General features: G+C 74.5%; 20 protein-coding genes. 9 read left to right on the top strand and 11 right to left on the bottom strand.

Annotation, left to right across the window (positions count from 1 at the left end):
* Positions 1-309: a hypothetical protein gene (locus DCS98_RS03985; RefSeq protein ID WP_116449978.1), complete on the bottom strand. Its 309-nt coding sequence runs from the start codon at positions 307-309 to the stop codon at positions 1-3.
* A gap of 253 nt (positions 310-562) precedes the next feature.
* Between DCS98_RS03985 and DCS98_RS03980 the strand changes: the two genes are divergently transcribed.
* The gene (locus DCS98_RS03980) at positions 563-7,057 is read left to right on the top strand and encodes a fibronectin type III domain-containing protein (RefSeq protein WP_116449977.1); all 6,495 of its coding nucleotides are present in this window, start codon (positions 563-565) and stop codon (positions 7,055-7,057) included.
* Positions 7,058-7,115: 58 nt separating this feature from the next.
* On the opposite strand, the gene DCS98_RS03975 is transcribed toward DCS98_RS03980, so the two are convergent.
* Positions 7,116-9,461, bottom strand: coding sequence for an ATP-binding protein (locus tag DCS98_RS03975; RefSeq protein WP_116449976.1), 2,346 nt, complete (start codon positions 9,459-9,461; stop codon positions 7,116-7,118).
* 132 nt (positions 9,462-9,593) lie between these two features.
* On the opposite strand from DCS98_RS03975, the gene DCS98_RS22835 reads away from it, so the two are divergent.
* Together DCS98_RS22835 and DCS98_RS22830 are read left to right on the top strand one after the other, a co-directional pair.
* Positions 9,594-9,740 (top strand): hypothetical protein, encoded by a 147-nt coding sequence (locus tag DCS98_RS22835; RefSeq protein WP_164704353.1) that lies wholly within the window; start codon positions 9,594-9,596, stop codon positions 9,738-9,740.
* 98 nt (positions 9,741-9,838) lie between these two features.
* On the top strand, positions 9,839-9,979 hold the full coding sequence (locus DCS98_RS22830; protein ID WP_164704352.1) for a hypothetical protein: 141 nt from the start codon (positions 9,839-9,841) through the stop codon (positions 9,977-9,979).
* 21 nt (positions 9,980-10,000) lie between these two features.
* Here DCS98_RS22830 and DCS98_RS03970 read toward each other — a convergent pair whose 3' ends face one another.
* The 4 genes from DCS98_RS03970 to DCS98_RS03955 form a co-directional block, all read right to left on the bottom strand.
* A complete protein-coding gene (locus DCS98_RS03970; RefSeq protein ID WP_116449975.1) occupies positions 10,001-10,411 on the bottom strand; it encodes a nuclear transport factor 2 family protein in 411 nt (136 codons plus the stop codon).
* A gap of 14 nt (positions 10,412-10,425) precedes the next feature.
* A complete protein-coding gene (locus DCS98_RS03965; protein WP_116449974.1) occupies positions 10,426-12,099 on the bottom strand; it encodes an alpha/beta hydrolase in 1,674 nt (557 codons plus the stop codon).
* Positions 12,100-12,219: 120 nt separating this feature from the next.
* On the bottom strand, positions 12,220-13,761 hold the full coding sequence (locus tag DCS98_RS03960; RefSeq protein ID WP_116449973.1) for an acetolactate synthase large subunit: 1,542 nt from the start codon (positions 13,759-13,761) through the stop codon (positions 12,220-12,222).
* On the bottom strand, positions 13,758-14,078 hold the full coding sequence (locus DCS98_RS03955) for an EthD family reductase (protein WP_116449972.1): 321 nt from the start codon (positions 14,076-14,078) through the stop codon (positions 13,758-13,760). The genes DCS98_RS03960 and DCS98_RS03955 overlap by 4 nt, the downstream gene beginning before the upstream one ends.
* A gap of 89 nt (positions 14,079-14,167) precedes the next feature.
* Between DCS98_RS03955 and DCS98_RS03950 the strand changes: the two genes are divergently transcribed.
* Complete coding sequence (locus DCS98_RS03950) at positions 14,168-14,854, top strand: DNA alkylation repair protein (protein WP_116449971.1); 687 nt, start codon at positions 14,168-14,170, stop codon at positions 14,852-14,854.
* Here DCS98_RS03950 and DCS98_RS03945 read toward each other — a convergent pair.
* Positions 14,844-15,779 carry a quinone oxidoreductase family protein gene (locus DCS98_RS03945; RefSeq protein ID WP_116449970.1) on the bottom strand — a complete coding sequence of 312 codons (936 nt, stop codon included), beginning with the start codon at positions 15,777-15,779 and terminating at the stop codon, positions 14,844-14,846. The two genes, DCS98_RS03950 and DCS98_RS03945, sit on opposite strands and share 11 nt — an antisense overlap.
* Before the next feature lie 78 nt (positions 15,780-15,857).
* Between DCS98_RS03945 and DCS98_RS03940 the strand changes: the two genes are divergently transcribed.
* The 4 genes from DCS98_RS03940 to DCS98_RS03925 all read left to right on the top strand — a co-directional run bounded on the left by DCS98_RS03940 (position 15,858) and on the right by DCS98_RS03925 (position 18,990).
* Complete coding sequence (locus DCS98_RS03940) at positions 15,858-16,367, top strand: toxin-antitoxin system HicB family antitoxin (RefSeq protein WP_116449969.1); 510 nt, start codon at positions 15,858-15,860, stop codon at positions 16,365-16,367.
* Between the two features lie 90 nt (positions 16,368-16,457).
* Positions 16,458-17,249, top strand: a complete 792-nt coding sequence (locus DCS98_RS03935) for a DUF4097 family beta strand repeat-containing protein (protein ID WP_116449968.1) — start codon at positions 16,458-16,460, stop codon at positions 17,247-17,249.
* Positions 17,250-17,260: 11 nt separating this feature from the next.
* Complete coding sequence (locus DCS98_RS03930) at positions 17,261-18,202, top strand: ATP-binding cassette domain-containing protein (RefSeq protein ID WP_116449967.1); 942 nt, start codon at positions 17,261-17,263, stop codon at positions 18,200-18,202.
* A complete protein-coding gene (locus tag DCS98_RS03925; protein ID WP_241037130.1) occupies positions 18,199-18,990 on the top strand; it encodes an ABC transporter permease in 792 nt (263 codons plus the stop codon). Before DCS98_RS03930 ends, DCS98_RS03925 begins: the two co-directional genes overlap by 4 nt.
* A 75-nt stretch (positions 18,991-19,065) precedes the next feature.
* Here the strand turns inward: DCS98_RS03925 and DCS98_RS03920 are convergent, their stop codons facing one another.
* Positions 19,066-20,262, bottom strand: a complete 1,197-nt coding sequence (locus DCS98_RS03920) for an acyl-CoA dehydrogenase family protein (protein WP_116449966.1) — start codon at positions 20,260-20,262, stop codon at positions 19,066-19,068.
* Positions 20,263-20,402: 140 nt separating this feature from the next.
* Between DCS98_RS03920 and DCS98_RS03915 the strand changes: the two genes are divergently transcribed.
* Positions 20,403-20,810, top strand: a complete 408-nt coding sequence (locus DCS98_RS03915; RefSeq protein WP_116449965.1) for a DUF4190 domain-containing protein — start codon at positions 20,403-20,405, stop codon at positions 20,808-20,810.
* 45 nt (positions 20,811-20,855) lie between these two features.
* Here the strand turns inward: DCS98_RS03915 and DCS98_RS03910 are convergent, their stop codons facing one another.
* The 3 genes from DCS98_RS03910 to DCS98_RS03900 all read right to left on the bottom strand — a co-directional run bounded on the left by DCS98_RS03910 (position 20,856) and on the right by DCS98_RS03900 (position 23,687).
* On the bottom strand, positions 20,856-21,809 hold the full coding sequence (locus DCS98_RS03910) for an HpcH/HpaI aldolase/citrate lyase family protein (protein WP_116449964.1): 954 nt from the start codon (positions 21,807-21,809) through the stop codon (positions 20,856-20,858).
* Positions 21,810-21,894: 85 nt separating this feature from the next.
* Positions 21,895-22,821: a DMT family transporter gene (locus DCS98_RS03905; protein WP_241037128.1), complete on the bottom strand. Its 927-nt coding sequence runs from the start codon at positions 22,819-22,821 to the stop codon at positions 21,895-21,897.
* Positions 22,818-23,687 (bottom strand): PhzF family phenazine biosynthesis protein, encoded by an 870-nt coding sequence (locus tag DCS98_RS03900; protein WP_206340075.1) that lies wholly within the window; start codon positions 23,685-23,687, stop codon positions 22,818-22,820. Before DCS98_RS03900 ends, DCS98_RS03905 begins: the two co-directional genes overlap by 4 nt.
* Positions 23,688-23,697 lie beyond the last annotated feature (10 nt).

Below are 23,697 nucleotides of genomic sequence, written 5' to 3'. Positions count from 1 at the left end.
TTAGACGAGCACGCGGCGGTGGCTCAGCCCGCGCACGCCGCGCCGGGTCGACGCCGGGCCGGCGGCGAGGCCCTCGCGGAAGCCGGTCGCGTACCAGAGCGGCGCGTTCGCCTCGAGGCCGCTCGGCGGGTTGCCGGGCCGCCCCTCCCAGAGGAGGCGGGCGAACGCCTGCGGTGTCCGCCCGAGGCAGCGGCCGGAGGGCGTCGCCCCGGCGCGCTCGAAGGCGGCGGCGAACCGGCCGTCGAGCCGGCCCAGCTCCCACGCCTCGTCGAGCAGCTGCTGGTAGGTGGTCGCGCGGTCGTCGGCCATGACAGCCCCCTCCAGACGGGAGCGGTCCGACGTGGTGCCGGACCGTCGTCACCCGGCAGAGGACCGGCGCCCCGTGCTGGAGACACCGGCGCCCGACCCGCACGATCGGCCAACTGTGCGGGCAGTGTGCGGGCGGTGCGCGTGGTCCGGGCGCACCGCCCCCGCGAGCCTCGACGGCGGCACCGCACGACCGTGCGCTGCCGGGGCCTCGCGACGGAGTCGCGGTCCCCACCGACCGACTCCGGAGACCCGCGTGAACCGCCTGGTGCCCCTCTCGGCCCTCAGCCTGACCGCCGCCCTGATCAGCCTCGCCGCGCCGCCGGTGGCCACCGCCGCGCCGCCGCCCCCGGCCGCCACGCCCCCTGCCTTCGCACTGTCCCCCGTGAGCGGGACGTTCCCGGGCGAGGACGGCTACGTCGAGGGGAAGGTCCTGGACCTCAGCGCCGACGGGCAGCTGGTGCTCTACAAGACCTACGTCAACACCCCCGAGCGCTACTTCCAGCCGGTGCTGCTGGTCCACGACCGGGGCACCGGCGCCAACCAGGTGGTCGACTCCGCCCCCGGGCAGCCCGGCACACCGGGCGCGTGGTCGGGCGTCGACGCGGCCGCGCTCTCCGCGGACGGCTCGACGGTGGTCTGGACGACGCGGGACGACGTGCTGGCCGAGCCGAGCGACGTCAGCGGCGAGGCGTTCCGCACCGACCTGGCAACCGGCACGACGACGCGCGTCCCGCGATCGGCCGAGGCCGGCATCGCCGAGGCGACCGCGGTCGACGTCTCGGCCGACGGGCGACGGGCAGCGGTCCTCATCGGCGACCCGTGGTCCTCCGAGCCCGGCCGCGTCGAGATCGTCGACCTGTCCGCCGGCACGGTCACCGCGGCCCGGGAGGTCACCGCTCCCCACCAGGAGATCGAGCTCAGCGACGACGGGTCGACGGTCGCATGGGTGCACGACGTCGAGGGCCCGCTCGACGAGTGGGAGAACCCGACCTGGGACAGCGTCCTGGTCGTCGCCGACGCCGGGACGCTGAAGCCCGTCGCCTCGCTGGCCGACCACGTGGCCGACGCCCCGTCGCTGGACGCCTCGGGCTCGCAGGTCGCCTACGTCGGACCCGAGGGTGCGCTGCTGGTCGCCGACCTGACCGCCCAGGACGCCCCCCGCCGGACCGTCCCGACCGCCGGCTCGGGCGAGGTGCACCGTCCGCGGCTGTCCGGCGACGGCAGCACCGTCGTCTACGACGAGCGCATGTACGACGAGGGCTCCCTGCCCAGCGCCGCGTGGTCGGTCGACCTCGCCACCGGCACCGCGGCCCTCGTCGCGGGCCGGTCGGAGGGCTCCTCCGACGGCGAGGGCGACGACAGCGAAGGCGACGGCAGCGAGGGCGACGACGGCGAGGAGCCGACCTCCGTGCTGGGCGAGACGGCCTACCACCCGGTCCCGTCGCACGACGGGACCGTCGTGGCCACCTGGCTCGACACGAAGATCGTGGCCGCCGTCGCCACCGGTGACGCCCCCGACACCATCGCCCCGGTCTGGCCGGCCGACGCCCGGCTCACCGCGGAGCCGCTCGACCGCACGCACGTCCGGCTCAGCTGGCCGGCGGCCACCGACGACCGCCAGATCCGCGGCTACGAGATCAGCGCCGACGGCGTCGTCCTGACCACCGTGCCCGCCGACCGCCTCACCCACGACGTCGCGCTGCACGCCGACGACACCGCCGCCTACGTCGTCGAGTACGGCGTACGCGCCGTCGACACCAGCGGCAACGCCACACCGGCGCTCACCGCCCGGGCGCGCAACAGCGCCGGGATCGAGGTCGTCCGCCCCCGGCACGACGCCCTGCAGGTGACCTGGGAGGCCTCCGCCGACGCCGGTCTCACCGGGTACCGCGTCCTGCGCGCGGCCGGCGGGCAGCAGGCCGGCGGCTCGCTCGGCAGCACCTCCGGATGGGTCCACCTCGCCGACGTACCGGCCGGGACCACCGAGCTGCTCGACGACGACCTGCCCGCCCTGACGTGGTTCGACTACCGAGTCGACCTGGTGCTGGACGACGGCTCCACCCGCCCCTGGGCCACGCGCACCAGCGGGCTCACCGACCTGCCCGCGCCGTCCGCGCCGACCGTGGACGACGTGCGCGCGACGTCCGTGCGGGTGGCCTGGCCGGCCCTGCCGGCGTCGACCCCCCTGGACCACTACCGGGTGGAGTACCGCCAGACCTCGCCGGTCCCGCAGGCGGGCTGGACCCAGGTCGACACCGTCGACCCGTCGGAGGAGCGGCTGACCACCGTCACCGGGCTGGCTCCGCGCACCACGTACGCCGTCCGCGCCGTCGCGGTCCTCCGCCACGGCTGGGCCGAGCGACCGGCGACCACGGAGCCGACGACCACCACGGCCAGCGAGGGCGTCACGATGCTCGACGTCCAAGCACCGCGGACCGCCGACGGCGGCGCACTCGTCCTCGGCAGCGACCTCACCGCGACGGCCACCGGCGAGCCCGGCCTCGACGCCGAGCTCCGGCTCTGGACCTCCTCCTCCCCCAGCGGTGAGCCGCAGGTCGTCGTCCCGATGACCGAGGGGCCGGCCGGCACCTACGCGATCGAGCCCTACCGCCTCGACGGGTCGCTGGCCGCCGTCGGCCGCGCCGAGGTGGTCCTGACCGACGGCACCCGCAGGCTCACCCGCGCGGTGACGGTCGCCCCGGTCAGCGGTCGCCTGGACCTCGCGATCGCCGCGTCCCCCGACGACCTCGGTGCCCTCACGCTCCGGCTGGTCGGTTCCCGCGGCACCCAGGAGCAGGCGGTGACGGCCCCGGGCACCGTGTCCGTGCCGCTCACGCCCGGCACCTGGAGCGTCCAGCTGGTCGCCGCCGACGGCGAGATCGTGGCCCGCCGGTCCCTGCTGTCCGTCGCCGCCGCCACGGTGGTGCCGCTCGAGCTGACGCCCGTCCGGGCGGCCCAGCTCGACGTCTCGCTGACCGCCCCGACGGGCAGCTCCCTGCTCCCGGGCACGCTCACCGTGCGGAACGCGCAGGGCGAGGTGCTGGCGACCCGCCGGATGGGCCCGGCGGCGCCGACGGCGAACATCCAGCAGCTGCCCGGCCACAGCCGGCTCGCGCTGGACTACCGGTTCGACGACCAGACCGCGCGGGTCGTGCAGCCGCGCACGGAGGTCGCCACCGGAGCCGGCCGCACCGCGGTCGCCCTCGCCCTGGAGCCGCTCGCGGCCGCGACCAGCGACGTCGCCGTGACCGGCGCCGGCCGGCCGGTCGGCTCGGCGGCGGTGAAGCTGGTGCAGGTCGCCGACGGGCGCACCTTCACCACGACGGCCACGACGGGTCCGGACGGCGCCGCCGTCCTCACCGCCCTCGCCGGCCCGGGGACGCTGTCGGCGACCGCCGACTTCCACGTCGCCGCCGCCAAGCCCGTCGAGCTGACCGCCGACCGGCGCGGCGCCTTCACGCTCGACCTGCCGCGCACGCCCACCTACCGGATCCGCCCGCACCTGATCGTCGTGGGCACGGACGGCAACCGGGTCGAGCAGCCGCTGGACTGGCGCACCGCGGTGCACTTCGGCGCCTCGCTGCGGGCCGGGACCGGTTCCACGACGACCGGCCTCACGATGTCGCAGGACGTCGCGTACGCCGGCGCCCCCGGTCACCGCGTCGAGCTCTGCGTCGACGGCCGCGAGGCGCACCTGCCGAGGGGCTGCGCCGACGTGGTGCTCGGCGACGACCGCGACGTCGACGTGACCGTCGTGCTCGAGCAGGCCGGGGCCGCCACCGCCGACCTCGTCGACGAGAGCGGCAACCCGGTCGGGAACTGGTCGGCGACGATCTACCGCTCGGTCACCGGTGGCCGCGCCCAGTTCGTCGGCACGCGGACCGGACAGGGCTCGTCCCCGGTGCTCGGCTTCGGCGCCGAGGGCCTGCACACCATCACCTGGAGCGACGGCACCGGGCGACGGGCGACCAGCGACGTCGTGGTCGACGCCGGCGGGACGACGGACCTCGGGACGGTCGTCCTCTCCGCCGCTGCGGCGGCTCCGGCCGACGCGAGCGTGCAGGCGCTGCCCGACCCGGTCATGCCCGGCGGTCTGCTCGTCGTGCGGGTGGCCCTGCCGGCCTCCGACACCGCCCGGTCCCAGCTGCGGGTGCGGCTGCCCGACGGCGCCTCGGCGGAGAACGGGACCGCGACCATCGACGGCTCCCGGACCGCGTCGACCGTGGGAGACGGCACCGTCGTCGTCCCGATGACCGGCCGGGGCGCGACGACGGTGCGCGTGCCCCTGACGGTGGGGACCGACGTGCTCGACGGGCAGCTGTCGGCGCCGGTGACCCTGCGCATGGCCGACGGCGCGGTGCTGGACCTGCCGCCGCTCGCGGCCCAGGTCCGCCGGGTCAGCCTGGAGGGCCCGACCGAGACGGCCGGCCCCTTCACCGTCCGCGGACGCGCCCCCGCCGGCACGCCGGTGGCGGTGCGGGACGAGGCGGGCACGGTGCTCGCCGAGGCGACCGCCGGCGCCGGGGGCCGCTGGTCGGCCCGCGTGGACCTGCCCTCCCCCCTGGAGGGCACGACCTACCGCCTGGTCGCCGTCACGACGGCACCGACCCCGGACGGGACGGTCGAGCTGCTCTCCGAGCCGCTCGCGGTCCGCTTCACCACCTCCGGCGTCGAGCCGGTGTCCCTGACCATCGACAACTCGCTGGCCGACGCCCGGGGGCGGGCGGTGACCTGGGACCCGCGGACCGGCAACGCCTCCCCGACCCTGGTCTACGTGCTGCGCGCCCCGATCGTGCTCACGGCCCGCTTCGAGGACGCCTCCCGGGTGCGCGGTTTCACCGGGTACATCGGCTCGCTGGCGGTGGACGGCACGTGCACGGCCACCGAGTGCACGGCGACGTTCCCGCCGGCCGGGCCCACCGACGTCGGTGACATCGCCGTCGGCTACACGGTCGACGCGCTGCCGACCGCCAACGGCTCGGCGCCGGTGCCGACGCTCGAGGAGCTCGTGTCCACGGTCGCGCACCCCTTCAACGCGCCGGAGGACGCGGACTTCCAGGTCAGCGGTCCCGACGAGTTCGCCGGCCGCTGGACGGTGCAGGGCCAGGTCTTCCAGGCCCGCTCGACGGTCGGGGCGGCCCGCGACCTGGCGCCGATGACCGACGCGGAGCTCGCGTTCGCCGAGCGGGTCGGTGCGCCGGTCCGCAACGTCGAGGTGACCAAGCGGGGCGAGGGCGAGGACACCGAGCTGGTGATCTCCGCCGACGTCTCGGCCAGCTGGCTCGACGGCGGCGCGGCGGGTGTCGCAGCCGCGGCGGACGAGCCCAAGTGGAAGCCGGTGGAGAAGGCGGTCAAGGTCGGGCTGGCGTTCTACGACCTGTACGAGATCGCACAGAACGGCGCCGACAACAAGATCCTCGACGGCCTCCAGGAGCACGTGGACCTCAACATCCGCGCCTGCCAGCCGGAGATCGCCGACGAGCTGACCGCCTACATCGACGACGCCAAGGGCACGCTGGTCATGCACAAGCTCGCCCTCAACGCCTTCGACTGGATGTCGGTGGCAGGCGGCAGCTGGGCGGCCGCGATGGGTGAGACCAACCCGCGGACCGCGTCCTTCATCAACTCGACGGTCAAGAAGATCATCGCCACCGGGGTGAACGCCCTCGGCGACGACTTCGTGGAGCGCGCCGTGGAGCGGGTCGAGGCTCAGGGGCTGAAGAGCTGCGACCCCCGGGTGAAGTACATCCCGCGCGACCACGACTGGGACGCCCGTCCGATGGGCTCGCCGACGTGGATCTTCGACCCGAGCGGCTACGTGTACGAGGCCCTGGGCACGCAGCGGCTCGAGGGCGTGACGGCCACCGTGCTCAGCGGCCCGTCGCCCGACGGCCCGTGGACCGTCTGGGACGCCGAGGCGTTCGGGCAGACCAACCCGCAGTCCACCTCGGTCGAGGGGACCTACGGCTGGGACGTCCCGCAGGGCTGGTGGAAGGTGCGGTACGAGAAGGAGGGCTACCGGACGGCGGAGAGCCAGCCGCTGCAGGTGCTGCCCGAGCACTACGGCGTCGACGTCGACCTGCACCGCCTGGCGGCCCCCGCCCTCACCGGGGTCACCGCGACCGCGGACGGTGCGGTGGAGGTGGTGTTCGACCAGTGGATGAGCAGTGACTCGGTCCGCGCGGCCCTCGGCGTGCGCGCCGGCAGCCAGCCGGTGCCCGGCACCGTCACCGCGGTCGGTGAGCAGCGCTCGCCGGCGGACGTCGCCCTGGCCCGCACCTTCCGGTTCGTCCCGACGGCACCCTTCGGCTCCGGCCAGGTGCTCACGGTCACGGTGCCGGGCGGCGTGGTCGACCACGGCGGGGTCCCGCTGGGCGCCGACGCGGTCCGCACCGTGACCGCTCCCACCCGTCCCGGCGGCGAGCCGAGCTGCGGCACGGTGAAGGTCGCGGTCTCCCCCGGCGGCCAGGTCGCCAAGGGGACCACCGTGACGGTGACCGTCACGGCCCCGGCCGGCGCATCGCTGGAGCTGCGGGCGCTCAACGCGCCCAGCGTCGTCGACTGGCTGCGGGCGGTGCTCACCGGCAAGGCCGACGACGCCCGGCCGTGGAAGGTCGTCGCCACCGGGAAGGCCGGGTCCGACGGGCGGGCGACGTTCACCTACAAGGCGACGGCGGACACGCTGCTCCACGCCCGCCAGTCCGGTTGCCGCTCGCTGAGCGGGGTCGCGGTGGTGGACGTCCGGTAGCAGGACCGGCGGCGCGGCCCCCGGCACCACAGGTGCCGGGGGCCGCGTCGCGTCGTCGTCAGGTGGCCAGGCGCAGCCGGGGGCCGTCGGGCGACAGGGCCAGCTCCGCAGCCTCGTCCGGGTCGAGCCGGCGCCCCGCCTCCAGCGCCTCGTCGTAGCCGCTCTGCCCGAGCACGGCCCGGGCGGTCGCCGCGGCGGCGTCGCGCAGCGACTCGTCGGGCTGGTAGTAGCCGTACACCGTGGAGCCGACCGCGTGGCGGAGCGCCTGCGCCGCACCGAGCAGCAGTGCCACCCTCCGGGCGTTGCCCGCACCCGACTCGACGACGGCCAGCGCGTCGAGGACGTACGCGAGGTTGGCCAGGTCGCCGGTCTCCTGGGACAGGCGGACGCCCTCCTCGAGCTGGCTGCGCGCGCGGTCGATGTCGCCCATCGCGATCGCCGCCTGCGCCGCGGTGAAGAGCGCGATGTAGATCGCCAGCCGGTCCCCCCGCTCGCGCGCCGCCGCCAGACCGGTGCCGACCAGCGACAACGCCTCCTCGGGCGAGCCGCGGAGCACGGCCACGGCGCCCAGCCAGACGTGGCAGAGCGTCCAGAGCCAGCTGTCGTCGCCGATGCCGCCGGCCGACAGCTCGATGCCCGCGCGGAACGCCCGCTCGGCCCCGTCGTGGTCCCCGGTGGCGAGGGCGTTGAGGCCCTCCCCCGACGCCGCGTGCGCCTGCCCGTTGACGTCCCCGATGCTCTCCGCCAGCCGCAGCGCCTCGGTCCAGGTGGGTGCGCTGGCCGCGAGGTCCCCCTGCGCGAAGGCCATCGCGGAGAACGTGAGCAACGCGCGCACCCGCGTGTGCGGGCTCAGCTCGGTGCGCAGCGCCGCCTCGGCGAAGCGACGTCCGGTGCGCAGGTGCCCGTGCAGCCACCAGTCCAGCCACAGCGCCCAGCACAGCCGCCCGGTCAGCTCACCCTCGCCGAGCGCGAGCGCCGACTCGAGCGCCGCCTCGAAGTTGCCGGCCTCCTGGGCGGTCTGCGCCAGGGCGTCGACGGCCTCGGCCCGCCGGTAGGCGGGGACGTTCCGCTCGGCGAGCTCGAGGAAGTACCGCGCGTGGGCCAGCCGGGCCGCGTGCGCCTCCTCCCCCTCGCCGAGCCTGGTCCTGGCGTGGTGGAGCACCGGCTCGAGCTGGCCGTACCGGCCGTCGGCGTGCACCTGCACCAGCGACTGGGCGACCAGGTTCTCCAGGCCGGCGAGGACGTCACCCCCGGAGGCCACCGCCTCCGCGGCGTCCAGCGAGAAGCCGCCGGTGAACACCCCGAGGCGGCGGTAGAGCTCCTGCTCCCCGGGCGGCAGCAGGTCGTAGCTCCAGTCGAGGGTGGCGGTGATCGTGCGCTGCCGGGAGGGCAGGTCCCGCGAGCCGCCGCTGGCCATCGCGGCGACCAGCCGCGTCATCAGGAGCTCGGGGGTGAGCACGCGCACCTTCGCCGCCGCCAGCTCGAGCGCCAGCGGGATGCCGGCCAGCCGGGCGCACAGCCTCGCGACGTCGCCGGCGTTCCCGTCGTCCACCTCGAAACCTGGCGCCACCGCCCGGGCCCGTGCCAGGAACAGGGCTCCGGCCGGCGAGGCCGCCACCGCCTCGGCCCCCGCGGAGCGCTCCGGCAGCCCGAGCGGGTGCACCGGGTGCTCGTGCTCGGCCCGGAGGCGCAGCGCCGCCCGGCTCGTGGCCAGCAGCACCAGGCCGGGGCACTGCTCGAGCAGCTCGCCGAGCCCGGCCACCGCGTCGAGCACGTGCTCGAGGTTGTCGACCACCAGCAGCATCCGCGCGTCCCGGAGCGCCCCGGCCACGACGACGGCGGCGTCGAGGCCCTCGACACCGGACAGGCCGACCGCGCGGCCGATCGCCGGTACCACGAGAGCGGGGTCGGCGACGGCCGCGAGCGGCACCCAGGCGACGCCGTCCGGGAAGGAGGGTGCGGCACGGCCGGCCACCTCGATCGCCAGACGCGATTTCCCGACACCTCCGACGCCGGTGAGCGTCACCAGCCGGACGCCGTCCCCGGTGAGCTGCCCGGCCAGCGCGGCCGCCTCGGCGTCCCGTCCCAGCAGCGCCGTCGGCGGCACCGGCAGCGGGGTCGGCCGGAGGCCCGCCTGCACCGGTGCCTGCGGCTCGTCGGTGGCGGGGGCCTGCCGGCTGGGCACAGCGGCGCGCAGCCGGGCCCGCGCGGCGTCGTCGAGGCCGAGCCCGTCGGCCAGGGCGCGCACCGTGTGCGGGTAGGGGCGGGTGCGCGCGCCGCGCTCGAGGGCGCTGATCGCGTGCGGGGTGAGCCCGGCGCGCTCGGCCAGCTCCTCCTGGGTGAGCCCGGCCTGCTCGCGGAGCGAGCGCAGCAGCACGGCGAACGTCGGCGGGGAGGCGACCACGCGTGGATCGTAGGGACCTTCGTCCCCGATCCCGAGCCCCGTCCGGGGTGCACCCCCGAACGGGTTCGCCGGGCGCCCGGCCGGGCGTACGGTGCTGCCATCGAGCCGGTCCTCTCCTCGACGGAGGTCGCCATGGGCGACAAGTCACCGCACGACTCGCACCACTCCCAGAAGTCGGCGAAGTCGATCAAGGAGAAGCGGGCGGAGCGCAAGGCGAAGGAGCAGATGACCGAGTCGCAGATGGCCCGGCTGACCGCGGAGCGCAAGCAGCGGGGCTGACCACGGATCGCCTCGATCGCCGGACACGCCGGGAAACGGCCGCCCACGCGTAGCGTCGCCTCACGGAGCCGTCCAGGCTCCCGATGAGGGAGCACACCATGGGTGACAAGTCCCCGCGACAGTCGATGACGAAGAAGGCCAGCGGCAAGTCCATCAAGGAGAAGCGGAACGACAAGAAGGCCGCCAAGGCCGACTCCGGTTCGCAGATGGAGAACCTGACCCACGGCAAGAAGCACTGAGCGGGGCGGACGGCGCTCGACTCAGGAAGGCGTCGTCCGCGTCCCGTCCGGCCGGATCAGCACGCGGCCGCGGTCGTCCTCGACGGTGTAGTGGATGGTCTGCATGCGGATCTTGCCGCGCTCCACCAGGTAGGAGTCCGCGCCGTCCCGGATGCGGAACGGCCCCTCGTCGACGGTCCACTCGAGGAAGGCCATCGGGCCCTCGAACAGCTCGGTGACGTAGGTCCACCGCCCGCTCGGGATCTCCGACATGAGCTGCCGCGCGAGTTCCCGCACGCCCTCGTGCCCGCGGAAGATCCCGCGTCCGGTGAGGACGACGACGTCCTCGGCCACGTTGCGGGCCAGGTCGCCCTCGATGTCGCCCTCGTCGGCCAGCCGCAGGTGGTCCTCGTAGACCGCCTGCGTCGAACGCGCCGCCAGGTCGTCCCCCATGGCATCCCTCCGGGTCAGCGGGGTCCTCCGGTCAGCTCCACGTCACCCTGCGCCGGCGGGCGCTGGCGCTGGAACCCCGCCCGGCCGCGGACGGTCAGGACCACCCGCGCGTCCCTGCCGAACGTCGCCCTGCACGACTCCGGCAGCGGGATGGACCCCTGCCAGACCCCGGGCTCGTCCTCCCGCTCGTCGGTCCGCCGGTAGGCATCGGTCGGCTGCCACTCGCGGAGCGGCTGGTCGAGCTGGCTCTTCCACGCGGCCCAGGCGCGGGGCGAGGACTGCTCGACCGTCGTCGCGTCGGCCGCCGGCGGCTGGATGTCGACGACGAGCGTCTCCTCGAAGTCGGCCGTCTGCTCCAGGTGGTTGCCGAAGTCGAAGATCCCCTCGTCCTCCCGCAGCGAGATCAGGCGCAGCGTGAGCGCGTGCCGCAGCGTGGCGCACTTCTTGCCGTCCTCCAGCGGGCGCGGCTCCCCGGTGGACAGGAACGTCGTCAGCAGCGGGATCGGGGTGTCCGGGGTGTCCTCGAGAGGGCGGCGCTCGATCTGCACGGGGCAGTAGTGGGCCGCGGTCTGCTCGTGCATCCGCACCGGGAGCCCCCGGATCGACAGCATCGTCTCCAGCTGCCAGACCGTGCCGTCGTCCGGCGTCCCGGGCAGCCGGATCCCGTGCAGCTCCACGGTGATCTCCAGGTCGCCGAACAGGAACCGGCGCAGGTTCTGGAACCCCTCCTCGGAGTTGACCAGCCCGTAGCGCCCGCTGTGGCTGCGGTGCACGAACGCACGGTGCGCGCCCTTCACGTACGCGTTGTCGATCTGCACCAGCCCGTCGCTGCGCGCTCCGACGGCCTTCGACGAGAGCCCCATCGCGACGGCGTAGTCCTCCGGGTTGGTCCCCACGAGGCAGAAGACCCGGTCGAGGGGGAAGCCGCCCTCCGGCATCTCCGTCGGCTCCCACCACGTCGGAGGGTCGCCGTCGACGTCGGGGTCCTGCCGGGGCGTGAGGTAGTCGCACATCCGGCGGCGGCCGAAGATCTCCGCCCCGTTGATGTCGAGGGCGTCGCGGACCTTCTCGAACAGGCCGAAACCGAGCGAGAACTCGATGCCGCCGTGCGGCGTGCCGTAGGTGAACAGGCTCTGCACGTAGTCCCCGGCCGCGTCCCGCACCAGGGGCAGGTCACGTTCGGCCCCCTGCCGGCCGCCCCGCTCCCACTCCTCGTGCCGGAGCACCTCGGGGATGAACCGCTGCACCATCGAGCGGCAGATCAGCCCGCCCATCGAGTGCGCGACCAGGTGCACCCGCGGCGCGCCGGTCTTCCGCTGGACGCACCGGACCAGGTCGAAGAGATCCTTGGCGGCCTCCTCGAGGACGTACTTCTGCGGGTCGCGGGCGAACGTCGAGGCCGCCTCGTCGTAGAACCTGTGCACCCAGATGCTCTTCGTGGGCACCTGCCCGTCCTCCTGCTGGCGGAGGAACACCTCCTGGTTGCCGTGCACCAGGAGGACGTAGCCCTGCTCGGTGATCAGCCGCAGCAGCGGGCTCTCGAACTGGTAGAAGTGCGGCTGGCTGTCCTTGCCGACCCGGACGTGCACCGACCCCTCGTTGAAGCCGTAGAACGGGTCGTCCACCGCCTTGTCGATGCCCGACGTCCCACCGGCGAATCCGCGCACGTAGATGATCGGCAGGTCCATGGCCGCGTCCCCTCGCTCGGCCCCCGCGATGCGGCCATCCCCGCAGCCCGGGCACGTCCGGTCAAGGAGCCCGTGCACGGCGTGCTGCCGTTGCGCAGCGGCGTCACGCGCGGTGACCGTTCAGCCGCGGAGCACCGCGTCGATCAGGTGCGGTCCCGGCTCCGCCAGGGCCCGCCGCAGCTGGTCGGCCAGCTCCTCGGCCGTGGTGGCGCGGGTCGCCGGCACGCCCATGCCGGTCGCCAGCGCGACGAAGTCCAGAGCCGGTCCGCCGAGGTCGAGCAGCTTGCGGGCCCGCTCCCCGTCGGACTGCGCCCCGACCTTCTGCAGCTCGTGCTCGAGGATCGCGTACGAGCCGTTGTCGCAGACGATCGTCGTGACGTCGAGCTGCTCGCGGGCGTAGCTCCACAGCGCCGAGATCGTGTACATCGCGCTGCCGTCGGCCTGGATCCCGATGACCGGCCGGTCGGGGCAGGCGACGGCCGCGCCGAGCGCCATGGGCAGCCCGTCGCCGATGGCGCCGCCGGTCAGGTTGAGCCAGTCGTGGCGCGGGCAGCCGGAGGTCAGCTCGTTGAGGCCCACGCCGGAGGTGAGCGCCTCGTCGACGACGATCGCGCGCTCGGGCAGGAGCGCGCCGATGACCGCGGCCATGGTCCGCGGGTCCAGCGGGCCGGTGGGCAGCTCGGGTCGCTCGGCCTCGAGCAGCACGGGCGCGGCGTCCGGGGCGGCCCGATCGGCGAGGGCCCGCAGGGCCGCGACGCCGTCCTCCCCCGGTGCGCTCAGCACGTGCACCGTGCAGTCGTCGGGGACCGGCGTCCCGGGGACGCCGGGGTAGGCGAAGAAGTGCACGGGCGACTCCGCACCGGCCAGCACCAGGTGCTTGGTCCCCGCCAGCGCGGCGATGGCCATCTCCGGCGGGTAGGGCAGCCGGGTGAGGTCGGGCAGCCCCGCGCCCCGGGCGGCCCGCGGCGGGAAGGTCTCCGACATCAGCCGGGCGCCCGTACCCGCGGTGACCTGGGCGGCGGCGAGCTGGCCCTCCTCGGACATCGCGTCGCCGCCGAGGAACAGCACCGCCGCCTCACCCGAGGCGAGCACCGCCGCGATCTCCTCCACGACGGCCGGCGCCACCTGCGGTGCGGGCCGGACGGCGACCGGTGCCGCCACCTCGGCGCCGTCCTCCCAGGAGACGTCCGCCGGCAGGACGAGCGTGGCGGTGGTGCCCGCCGAGGCAGCGGCGACCGCGTCGGCGGCGTCGGCGGCCACGTCGGCCGGGGCCAGCGACCGCCGCACCCACCCGGAGACCGTGCCGGCCACCGCGTCGATGTCGGACTCCAGGGGCGCGTCCAGCCGCTTGTGCGAGCGCGCGTGGTCGCCGACCACGTTGACCAGCGGCGTCCTGGCGCGCCGGGCGTTGTGCAGGTTGGCCAGGCCGTTGCCCATCCCCGGCCCGAGGTGCAGGAGCGTGGCGGCGGGACGGCCGGCCATGCGCGCGTAGCCGTCGGCTGCGCCGGTGGCGACCCCTTCGAACAGGGTCAGCACCGCCCGCATGTCCGGGACGTCGTCGAGCGCGGCGACGAAGTGCATCTCCGAGGTGCCGGGGTTGGCGAAGCAGACGTCGACCCCCGCGTCGACGAGCGTGCGGATGAGTGCCTGGGCGCCGTTCACCGGCCGGCGCTCGCCGTCTGGACCTCGAAGTGCGTGAAGGTCACCCCGCCGGTCGCGAAGTTGGCGAGGTCCTTGCCCGCGGCCCGCCCCTCGGGCGACGCGAGCGACGCCCCCATCGCCTCCTCGGAGTCGAAGTCGAGCTCCGCCACGAGGTAGGGCGCCGGCTGGGAGGGGTCGAGCGAGGTGGCGTGCCCGAACGTCAGCCGGACCAGCCCCGGCTGCTGCAGCGCCAGCGGGGTGTGGGTCTCCCGGTAGTAGCTGTCGAACGCGGCGGGGTCCGCCGGCTGCCCGTAGCTGACGACGAGCCGATGCACCATGTGTCCTGCCTCCGGGGTGGGCGACGCTGCCTGGGCGCCAAGCCAATCAGGAGCGTGCACCGGCGTCGAATCCGGCAGACTGCGCGGCCGTGCCCGACTCCGACCTCGCCGCGCTGGTCACCGAGGTGCGCGCCGCGCTGCGCGAGCTCGCCGATCCCGCGCGGGCGGCGGGGATGCAGGCCTACCTGAAGACGACGGAGCCCTGCCTCGGCGTCCGCCTCCCGGAGGTCCGCCGGGTGACCCGCGCCGCCGCTGGCGACCACCCGCCCGGCTCGGTCGCGGAGGTGGTCGAGGTGGCCGGCCGGCTCTGGCGAGAAGCGGCGTACCGGGAGGAGCGCTACGCCGCCCAGGCCGTGTCGGGGCTGCGGATCGCGCGCGGGGACCTCCGGCTGCTCCCGCTGCTCGAGGAGATGATCACCACCGGCGCCTGGTGGGACCTGGTCGACGGGACGCAGGCACGGGTCGCCGAGCTCCTCGACGCCGACCCGGTGGCGATGGGGCCGGTGATCCGCGGCTGGGCGCGCTCCCCCGACCGCTGGCTGCGGCGCAGCGCCGTCATCGCGCAGCTCGGCCGCAAGGAGCGCACGGACACCGACCTGCTCACCGACGCGGTGCTGGCCAACGCCGACGACCCCGACTTCTTCCTCCGCAAGGCCATCGGCTGGGCGCTGCGCGAGCACGCGAAGGTCGCGCCGGGCTGGGTGGCCGCGTTCGTCGCCGACCACCCGCTCAGCCCGCTGTCCCGCCGGGAGGCGACCAAGCACCTCAGAACGTGAGGACGATGCGGCCGCGCACCCCACCGCGCTCCAGCAGCCGGTGGGCGTCGGCGGCCTCCTCGGCGGGGAAGGTGCGCGCGACCCGGAGGGTCAGGACGCCGTCCTCCACCTGCCCGCGCAGCCGGTCCAGGCCGTCGCGGTCCTCGGCGGCGCGGGCGACCTGGTTGGGCAGGACCCGCAGGCCGCGCTCCCCGTTCCCGCGGTAGCCGCGGACGGTGGCCATGGCGCCGCCGTCCTTGACCGCGGGCAGCACGAGCTCGCTCTGCACCGCGCCGTCGGCCAGCCCGTCCACGCCGTCGGGGTGGAGCTCCCGGATCCGCGCGGCGACGTCGTCCCCCCGGCGGACGACGACGTCGGCCCCGAGGCCGCGCACCAGCTCCTCGTCCGACTCGGACGCGTCGGCGACGACGGTCAGCCCGTCGGCCTTGGCCAGCTGGACGACGTACCCCCCGAAGGCACCCGCCGCGCCGGTCACGGCGAGCACCTGGCCGGGTGCGAGCGCCATCCGGTCCAGCGCCATCCGGGCGGTGAGGCCGTTCATCGGCAGCGTGGAGGCCTGCACCGCGGAGCTGCCCGCCGGCGCGCGCACCACCGAGTTGCCGGAGAGCACCTTGTCCTCGCGGTAGGCGCCGTACGGCCCGAACGGCACGACGATCCCCATGGCGAGGTCGCCGACGGCGAGGTGGTCGACGCCCTCGCCGACCTCGGTCACCACCCCCGCGACGTCCATCCCCGGGACCCACGGCGGCGTCTTCACCGGGTCGCGATCGGCGTAGGCCCCGGAGCGGGCGTGGGTGTCGGTCGGGCTCACCGCGGCGGCCTGCACGCGCAGCCGCACCTGCCCCGGTCCGAGGGGCTCGCGTTCGACGTCCACGATGCGCAGGGCCTCGGGGCCCCCGAACTCGGTCACTCCCACGGCACGCATGCCCCGTGAGTACACGAACGGCGTAGTGACACCATCAAGACACTTGCAGTGACGTCATTATGGTGTCACAGTGACGTCATGGACCTCACCCCCTTCGTTGACCAGCTCCGCCGCGACCTGCTCACCGCGGCCGATGCCGGCGGCGACGAGGCCCGCGCCCTGGCGGAGCGGCTCACCGCCCCGCTGGAGTCCTCGGTCCGCCTGGCGCTGCTGAGCGCGCTGTCCCAGGCGGCCGAGGAGCTCACCGGCCAGCTCGCTCCCGGCGCCGTCGACGTCCGGCTCCGGGGCAGCGACATCGGCTTCGCCGTCACCCCGCCCCCCGCCCCCGAGGCGCCCGAGCCACCGGCGGCGGCCGCCGCCGAACCGGCTCCGGACGTCGACGAGGGCGAGACCGTCCGCATCACGCTGCGGCTTCCCGAGCAGCTCAAGACGCGGGTCGACGAGGCAGCCGCCCGCGGCGGCGTCTCGGTCAACACCTGGCTGGTCCGCGCCGTGTCCGGCGCCCTCGAGCCCGCTCCGCGTCCGTCGTCCGACTCCCGCCGCACCCGGTGGTCCGGCGGCTCCCAGTACACCGGCTGGGCGCGCTAGCACCGCGCCCGGCCCAGCACCCCCCCGCACCTCCCGACCCCGGCCGACCGGCCCGGGGCCACCCACCCCTGCCCTGAGGAGGGCGCAGCCATGCCCACGTTCGACACACCCGGGCCCGTCTCGGCCCGCATCGAGGTGGTCGCCGGAACCGTCCGCGTCCGCGCCACCGACCGGACCGACACCGTGGTCACCGTCTCCCCGCGCAACCCGCGCAGCTCGGCCGACGTGACCGCCGCCGAGCAGACCCTGGTGGCCTTCACCGCCGGCGAGCTCGTCGTCCGTGCCGGCGGCCGCCCGCGGCTGCTGTTCTTCGGCTCCGGCCCGGAGGTCGAGGTCGACGTCGCGCTCCCCTCGGGCTCAGCGCTCGACGTCCGCGTCACCGCCGGCGAGATCACCTGCGCCGGCCGCCTCGGCGCCGTCCACCTGGAGAGCAAGTACGGCGACCTCCGGCTGGACCAGGCGGGCAGCCTGCGGGCCCGCACCTCCAGCGGCGACATCACCGCGTCCGCCGTCGACGGCGAGGCCGAGGTGCACACCGCCTACGGCGACGTCCGCGTGGGCGAGACCGGCGGTCCGGCCCGGCTGGAGACCGGCTACGGCGACATCAGGGTCGACCGGGCCCTCGGCTCGGCGCACGGCAGCACCAAGTACGGCGAGGTGCGCGTCGGCGAGGCGGTCCGCGGGTCCCTCGTCCTCGAGACCGCCTACGGCGACATCGAGGCCGGCGTCCGGGAGGGGACGGCGGCCTGGCTCGACATCAACTCGGGCGGCGGCCGGCTTCGCAACCTGCTGACCGAGGCCCAGGGCCCCGACGGCGCCGTCGAGACCGTCGAGATCCACGCCCGCACGTCCTACGGCGACATCACCGTCCGCCGAGCCTGAGAGGAAGCCACATGACCGGCGCCATCACCGTCCGCGGGCTGCGGAAGTCCTTCGGGCCGAAGGTCGTCCTCGACGGCCTCGACCTGACCGTGCCCGAGGGGACGATCTTCGCCCTGCTCGGCCCCAACGGGGCCGGCAAGACCACCACCGTCGACATCCTGTCCACGCTCACCCCCGCCGACGGCGGCGAGGTGAGCGTCGCGGGGCACGACCTGCACCGGGAGCCGGCCGCCGTGCGCGCCGCCATCGCGCTCACCGGCCAGTTCTCCGCCGTCGACAACCTGCTCACCGGGGCGGAGAACCTGCGGCTCATGGCCGACCTGAACCACCTCGGCCGGCAGGAGGGGCGCCGCCGCGCGGCCGAGCTGCTGGAGCGGTTCGACCTGGTCGACGCCGCCGGCACCGTGCCGGCCACGTACTCCGGCGGCATGCGCCGGCGGCTCGACCTGGCGATGGGCCTCATGGCCGATCCCCGGGTGGTGTTCCTCGACGAGCCGACCACGGGCCTGGACCCGCGCAGCCGCCGCGCCATGTGGGACGTCGTCCGCGGGCTCGTGGCCGACGGCGTCACCATCCTCCTCACGACGCAGTACCTGGAGGAGGCCGACCAGCTGGCCGACCGGATCGGCGTCCTGGACGGCGGGCGACTGGTCGCCGAGGGCACCGCCGAGGAGCTCAAGCGGCTGGTCCCGGGCGGTCACGTCCGGCTGGACTTCGCCGGCCCCGAGCCCCTGGAACGCGCCGCGCACGTGCTCGGTGTCCGGCCGGCCGACGAGGGGGTCCTCGCCCTCGAGGTCCCCGGCGACGGCAGCGTCGCCGCCCTGAAGTCGCTGCTCACCCGGCTCGACGACGCCGGTGTCGACGTCGCCGGGCTGACCGTGCACACCCCCGACCTGGACGACGTCTTCCTGGCCCTCACCGGCCGGCCCACCGCTGACGAGGTGCTCTCGTGACCGCTCTCGCCCTGACCGTCAACGACTCCGCGACGATGCTGCGGCGCAACCTGGTGCGCGCCCTGCGCTACCCCGGCCTCACGGTCATCGTCGCCGCGATGCCGATCGTCTTCCTGCTGCTGTTCGTGTTCGTCTTCGGCGGGACCCTCGGCGCCGGGCTGGGCCTGCCGTCCGGCGGCCGCGAGGAGTACGTGGCGTACGTCGTCCCGGGCATCCTCGTGCTCGCCATCACCGGTGGCGCGCAGGGCACGGCGATCGGCATCGCCATGGACATGACCGAGGGCATCATCGCGCGGTTCCGCACCATGTCGATCGCCCGCGCGGCGGTGCTCACCGGGCACGTCGTCGGGGCGGTCATCCAGACGATGGTCGGCCTGGCGCTGGTGGTCGCCGTCGCCCTGCTCGTCGGGTTCCGGCCGGACGCCACACCGGTCGAGTGGCTGGCCGCGGTGGGCGTGCTCGTGATGATCAGCTTCGCGCTGTCGTGGCTGTCGGTGGCGATGGGGCTGTCGACCAAGACGGTCGAGGCGGCCAGCAACGTGCCGATGCCACTCATGCTCCTGCCGTTCTTCGGCAGCGGGTTCGTCCCGGTGGAGTCGATGCCGGCCGGGCTGCGCTGGTTCGCGGAGAACCAGCCGTTCACGCCGATGATCGAGACGGTGCGCGGGCTGCTCACCGGGACGGCGATCGGCTCCAGCGGTCTGGTGGCGACGGCGTGGTGCGCCGGCATCGCGCTGGTCGGCTACCTGTGGGCCCGCCGCAACTACGAGCGGCGCCCGGCCCGCTGACCGCCTGCCGAGATCTGCACACTCGCCCCCATCAGCGGCCTGATGGGGGCGAGTGTGCAGATCTCGTCCCGGGGCTCAGCGGAGCTTGTACTCCTTGAGCAGGCCGCGGCTGATGATCGTCTTCTGGATCTCGCTGGTGCCCTCGCCGATGAGCAGGAACGGCGCCTCGCGCATGAGCCGCTCGATCTCGTACTCCTTCGAGTAGCCGTAGCCGCCGTGGATGCGGAAGGACTGCGTGGTCACCTCGGCGCAGTACTCGCTGGCGATCAGCTTGGCCATCCCGGCCTCGACGTCGTTGCGCTCGCCGCGGTCCTTGAGGCGCGCGGCGTTGACCATCATCAGGTGCGCGGCCTCGACCTTGGTGGCCATCTCGGCCAGCTGGAAGGCGATCGCCTGGTGCTGGGCGATCGGCTTGCCGAAGGTCTCCCGCTGCTGGGCGTAGGCCACGGCCAGCTCGAACGCCCGGATCGAGATGCCGCAGGCGCGGGCGGCCACGTTGACCCGGCCCACCTCGACGCCGTCCATCATCTGCGAGAAGCCCTTACCGGGCTCGCCGCCGAGGATGTCGCCGGCCTCGGCCCGGTAGCCGTCGAACACCAGCTCGGTGGTGTCGACGCCCTTGTAGCCCATCTTGTCGATCTTCCCGGGGATGGTGAGCCCGGGCTTCACCTCGCCGAAGCCGGCCGGCTTCTCGACGAGGAACGTCGTCAGGTTCTGGTGGGCCTTCTCGGCACCCAGCTCGGTGCGCACGAGCGCGGCGACCAGGGTGGAGCTGCCACCGTTGGTCAGCCACATCTTCTGGCCGTCGATGACGTAGCCGCCGTCGGCCTGCTTCGTGGCCTTCGTGCGGATGCCGGCGACGTCGGAGCCCAGCCCCGGCTCGGACATCGAGAAGGCGCCGCGCACCTCGCCGGTGGCCATGCGCGGGAGGTAGTGCTCCTTCTGCTCCTGCGTGCCGTGCTGCTTGATCATGTAGGCCACGATGAAGTGGGTGTTGATGACGCCGGAGACGCTCATCCAGCCGCGGGCGATCTCCTCCACGACCAGCGCGTAGGTCAGCAGCGACTCACCGAGGCCGCCGTACTCCTCGGGGATCATCAGCCCGAAGATCCCCAGCTCCTTGAGCCCGTCGACGATCTCCTGCGGGTAGACGTCGCCGTGCTCGAGCTCCTGCGCGTGGGGGATGATCTCCTTGTCGACGAAGCTCCTGACCGTCGACAGGATCTCGCGCTGGATGTCGGTCAGATCGGCGGTCTGCGCCAAGCGGGTCACGTGCGCTCCTTCGGGACTGCGGTGTCCGAGTTACCGGTGAGTATGAGCCACGTGCGGCCGCCTCCCGCCGTGTGCCTGATCACGCATCGCCCGTCCGCGTGGTGGAGTACCCCGACCGGCTTCGCCCGCCAGGAGGACGCATGAGCACCGACGACGAGAACCTCTACCGAGGTGATCCGCCGCCGCCCCCTCCGGCCGGCCCGCCGCCGGGCTACGGCCAGCCGCCACCGGGCTACGGGCAGCCGTACGGCCAGCCGGGCTACCCGCCGCCCGGCTACCCGCCGCAGGGGTACGGCTATCCCCCGGTCTACGGCCGGCCGACCAACACCATGGCGATCCTCGCCCTGGTGATGGCGTTCGTGTTCGCCCCGGCCGGGCTGATCCTGGGCATCGTCGCGCGCAAGCAGATCCGTCAGACCGGTGAGGACGGCGACGGCCTGGCGCTCGCCGGGATCATCGTCGGCGGCATCGTGACGGCGATCATCGTGTTCTTCATCGTGCTCTGGATCGTCGCGTTCGCCACGCTGACCAGCACCGGCTTCTCCTGATCGGCGACCGGCCGCCCGGCATCCACCGGGCGGCCGTCGTCGCGGTCAGTCCTCGGGCGGCGTGAAGGACGACGTCCGCGACATGCCCGCGGCGCGTCCCTTGCCGGCGATGACCAGCGCCATCTTGCGGCTGGCCTCGTCGATCATCTCGTCGCCGAGCATCGCCGAGCCCTTCTTGCCACCGGCCTCCGACGTCGCCCAGTCGTAGGCGTCGAGGATCAGCTCGGCGTGGTCGTAGTCCTCCTGCGACGGCGCGTAGATCTCGTTGGCGGCGTCGATCTGGCCCGGGTGCAGCACCCACTTGCCGTCGAAGCCGAGCATCGCCGAGCGCTTGGCGACCTCCTCGAAGGCCGGCACGTCGCGCACCTGCAGGAAGGGCCCGTCGATGGCCTGCACGCCGCGGGCGCGGGCGGCCATGAGGATCTGCATGAGGATGTAGTGGAACGGGTCGCCCGGGTAGTCCGGGTGCAGGGCGCCGACCACCAGCGACTTCATGTTGATGCTGGCCATGAAGTCGGCGGGGCCGAAGATGATCGTCTCGATGCGGTCGCTCGCGAAGGCGATGTCGTTGACGTTGATCAGGCCCTGCGCCGTCTCGATCTGCGCCTCGATGCCGATCCGGCCGACCTCCAGGCCGTTGGCCTTCTCGATCTGGGACAGCAGCATGTCCAGCGCCTTGACCTGGGCGGCGTCCTGGACCTTCGGCAGCATGATGCAGTCGAGCTCGGCGCCCGCGCCGCCGACGACCTCGAGCACGTCCTGGAACGTCCACTCCGTCGTCCAGTCGTTCACCCGGACCGTGCGGATCTTGTCGCCCCAGCCGCCCTCGTTCAGCGCCGCGACGATGTTCTTGCGGGCGCCGGGCTTGGCCAGCGGCGCGCACGCGTCCTCGAGGTCGAGGAAGACCTGGTCGGCCGGGAGACCCTTCGCCTTCTCCAGGAAGCGCGGGTTGCTCCCGGGGACGGCGAGGTTGGAACGACGGGATCGGAGCTCGGCCACGGTGCCTCCGCTTCGGTGGGGATGCTGTCAGCTACCGGAGAGTAGCGACGGCGCCCGGGAACCGCCCCGCCGAGTGATCAAGCCCTCAGGTGCCCGGCTCCACCAGGGTCTGCGGTCGGCTGGCCCGCACGACGAGCGCGACCCCCGCGACGACGAGCGCGACGCCCGGCAGCGCCAGCAACGGGGGCACCTGCCCGAGCAGGACGAGCGCGAAGACCAGCGCCCCCGGCACCTCCAGCAGGACGGCGAGGCTGACCACCGTCGGCCCGACCGAGGAGAGCACCAGGTTCAGCAGCGTGTGGCCGAACAGCTGGGCCGAGACCGTGATGCCCGCGATGAGCCACCAGTCCCGTGCCTCGAAGCCGGCGAGCGGGGTGCCGACCAGCAGCGCCGAGACGGCGATGACCACCGCGCAGACCGAGTAGCAGACGACCGCGTAGGCCGAGGTCGCCAGCCGCTGCCGGGCCCGGGCACCGGCCAGCACGTACCCGCCGGCGCAGATCGCGCCCAGCAGGGCGAGCCCGTCCCCGGCCAGCGCCTCCAGGCTGACCGTCACGTCCACGCCGACGATCAGGACGACGCCGCCGAAGGCCAGCAGCAGCCCCCACCAGACGGCGGCCGGCAGCCGGACGCCGGAGATGCGGGCGACCAGCGCCGTCCAGATGGGGGTGGTGGTGACCAGCGCGACCGACGCCGCGACCGTCGTCATGGACAGGCTGGGCAGCCACGACGCGAAGTGCGCCGCGAGGAACAGCCCCGCGACGACGGAGCTGGCCAGGTCGCGCGGCCGCAGCCCGGTCAGCGTGGCGCGCTCCCGGGTGAGCAGCACCGGCACGAGCGCGGCGGCGCCCGCCGCGTTGCGCCAGAACGCGAGCGCGAGCATCGGCGCGGCCACCATGGCGGTGAGCGGCGCCGAGAGCGAGACGCCCACGACGGCGAGGGACAGCAGCCCGACGTCCCGGGGACCGGGCCGGTGCAGCGCCCACGCCTCGGCGGAGGCGGTGCTGGTCACGGCACGCGGATCCGGCCGGAGGCGATCGGGACGACGGCGCCGCGGACGGTCGCGGCGACGGCCTTGCCGTCCGAGGCGGTGACGGTGCACTCGAGCACCGACGGCCGGCCGAGCTTCTCGCCCTGCCGGACGACGTAGGACGACGTGCCCTCCCCCGCCAGCAGCCCGGCCTCGACCAGCCACACACCGGTGCCCAGCGCGGCCGACCCGGTCGCGGGGTCCTCCCCCCAGCGGAGGTCGCCGGCGAAGACGCGGGCGTAGGCGGTGGAGGTGGCGGCGTCCCAGGAGAGCACCGAGACGCCCTCGCCCACGCCGAGCGCGTCGAGCGCGGCCTGGTCGGGGACGGCGCGGTCGACGGCCCCGGGGGCGACCGAGAGGTAGGCGAAGGGCAGGCCGCAGCCGGCGACGTCGGCGGGCCCGCCCATGGCGTCGGCCGCGCTCAGGCCGACGGCCGCGGCGAGCTCGGCGGCCGCGGGACCGTCCTCCAGGGTCGGCCGCCCACCGGAGAGCCGGGCGCCGTCGCCGTCGACCTCGACGTCCAGGACACCGGCACCGCACTCCTGGCGGAGGGTGCCCGCGCCCAGCCGACCGGTGCGGACCAGCGTGTGCGCGGCGCCGACGCTCGGGTGACCGGCGAAGGGCAGCTCGGCGAACGGCGTGAAGATGCGGACCCGGTAGTCGGCCCCGGGTTCGGTGGGCGCGCAGAGGAACGAGGTCTCCGAGAGGTGGAACTCGAAGGCCAGCGCCTGGCACTGCTCGGTGCTGAGCCCGTCGGCGTCGAACACCACGGCCAGCGGATTGCCGGCGAACGCTCCCGGTGCGAACACGTCGACGATCTCGTAGTCCAGCGCATCCCGGGGCGGCACGGCCCCGACG

Source organism: Blastococcus litoris, from assembly GCF_003075095.1.
GTDB classification, from domain to species: Bacteria; Actinomycetota; Actinomycetes; order Mycobacteriales; family Geodermatophilaceae; genus Blastococcus_B; species Blastococcus_B litoris.
The sequence above is the reverse complement of the archived record's forward strand: the minus strand, read 5'-3'. Positions and strand labels throughout refer to the sequence as shown.

Bases quoted from the DNA above. Each gene is read 5' to 3' on its own strand.
- DCS98_RS22835 (WP_164704353.1), top strand. From the start codon at position 9,594: ATGGGCGACAAGTCACCGCACGACTCGCACCACTCCCAGAAGTCGGCG.
- DCS98_RS03940 (WP_116449969.1), top strand. From the start codon at position 15,858: ATGGACCTCACCCCCTTCGTTGACCAGCTCCGCCGCGACCTGCTCACC.
- DCS98_RS03945 (WP_116449970.1), bottom strand. From the start codon at position 15,779: ATGCGTGCCGTGGGAGTGACCGAGTTCGGGGGCCCCGAGGCCCTGCGC.
- DCS98_RS03955 (WP_116449972.1), bottom strand. From the start codon at position 14,078: ATGGTGCATCGGCTCGTCGTCAGCTACGGGCAGCCGGCGGACCCCGCC.
- DCS98_RS03915 (WP_116449965.1), top strand. From the start codon at position 20,403: ATGAGCACCGACGACGAGAACCTCTACCGAGGTGATCCGCCGCCGCCC.
- DCS98_RS22830 (WP_164704352.1), top strand. From the start codon at position 9,839: ATGGGTGACAAGTCCCCGCGACAGTCGATGACGAAGAAGGCCAGCGGC.
- DCS98_RS03930 (WP_116449967.1), top strand. From the start codon at position 17,261: ATGACCGGCGCCATCACCGTCCGCGGGCTGCGGAAGTCCTTCGGGCCG.
- DCS98_RS03985 (WP_116449978.1), bottom strand. From the start codon at position 309: ATGGCCGACGACCGCGCGACCACCTACCAGCAGCTGCTCGACGAGGCG.
- DCS98_RS03935 (WP_116449968.1), top strand. From the start codon at position 16,458: ATGCCCACGTTCGACACACCCGGGCCCGTCTCGGCCCGCATCGAGGTG.
- DCS98_RS03970 (WP_116449975.1), bottom strand. From the start codon at position 10,411: ATGGGGGACGACCTGGCGGCGCGTTCGACGCAGGCGGTCTACGAGGAC.
- DCS98_RS03965 (WP_116449974.1), bottom strand. From the start codon at position 12,099: ATGGACCTGCCGATCATCTACGTGCGCGGATTCGCCGGTGGGACGTCG.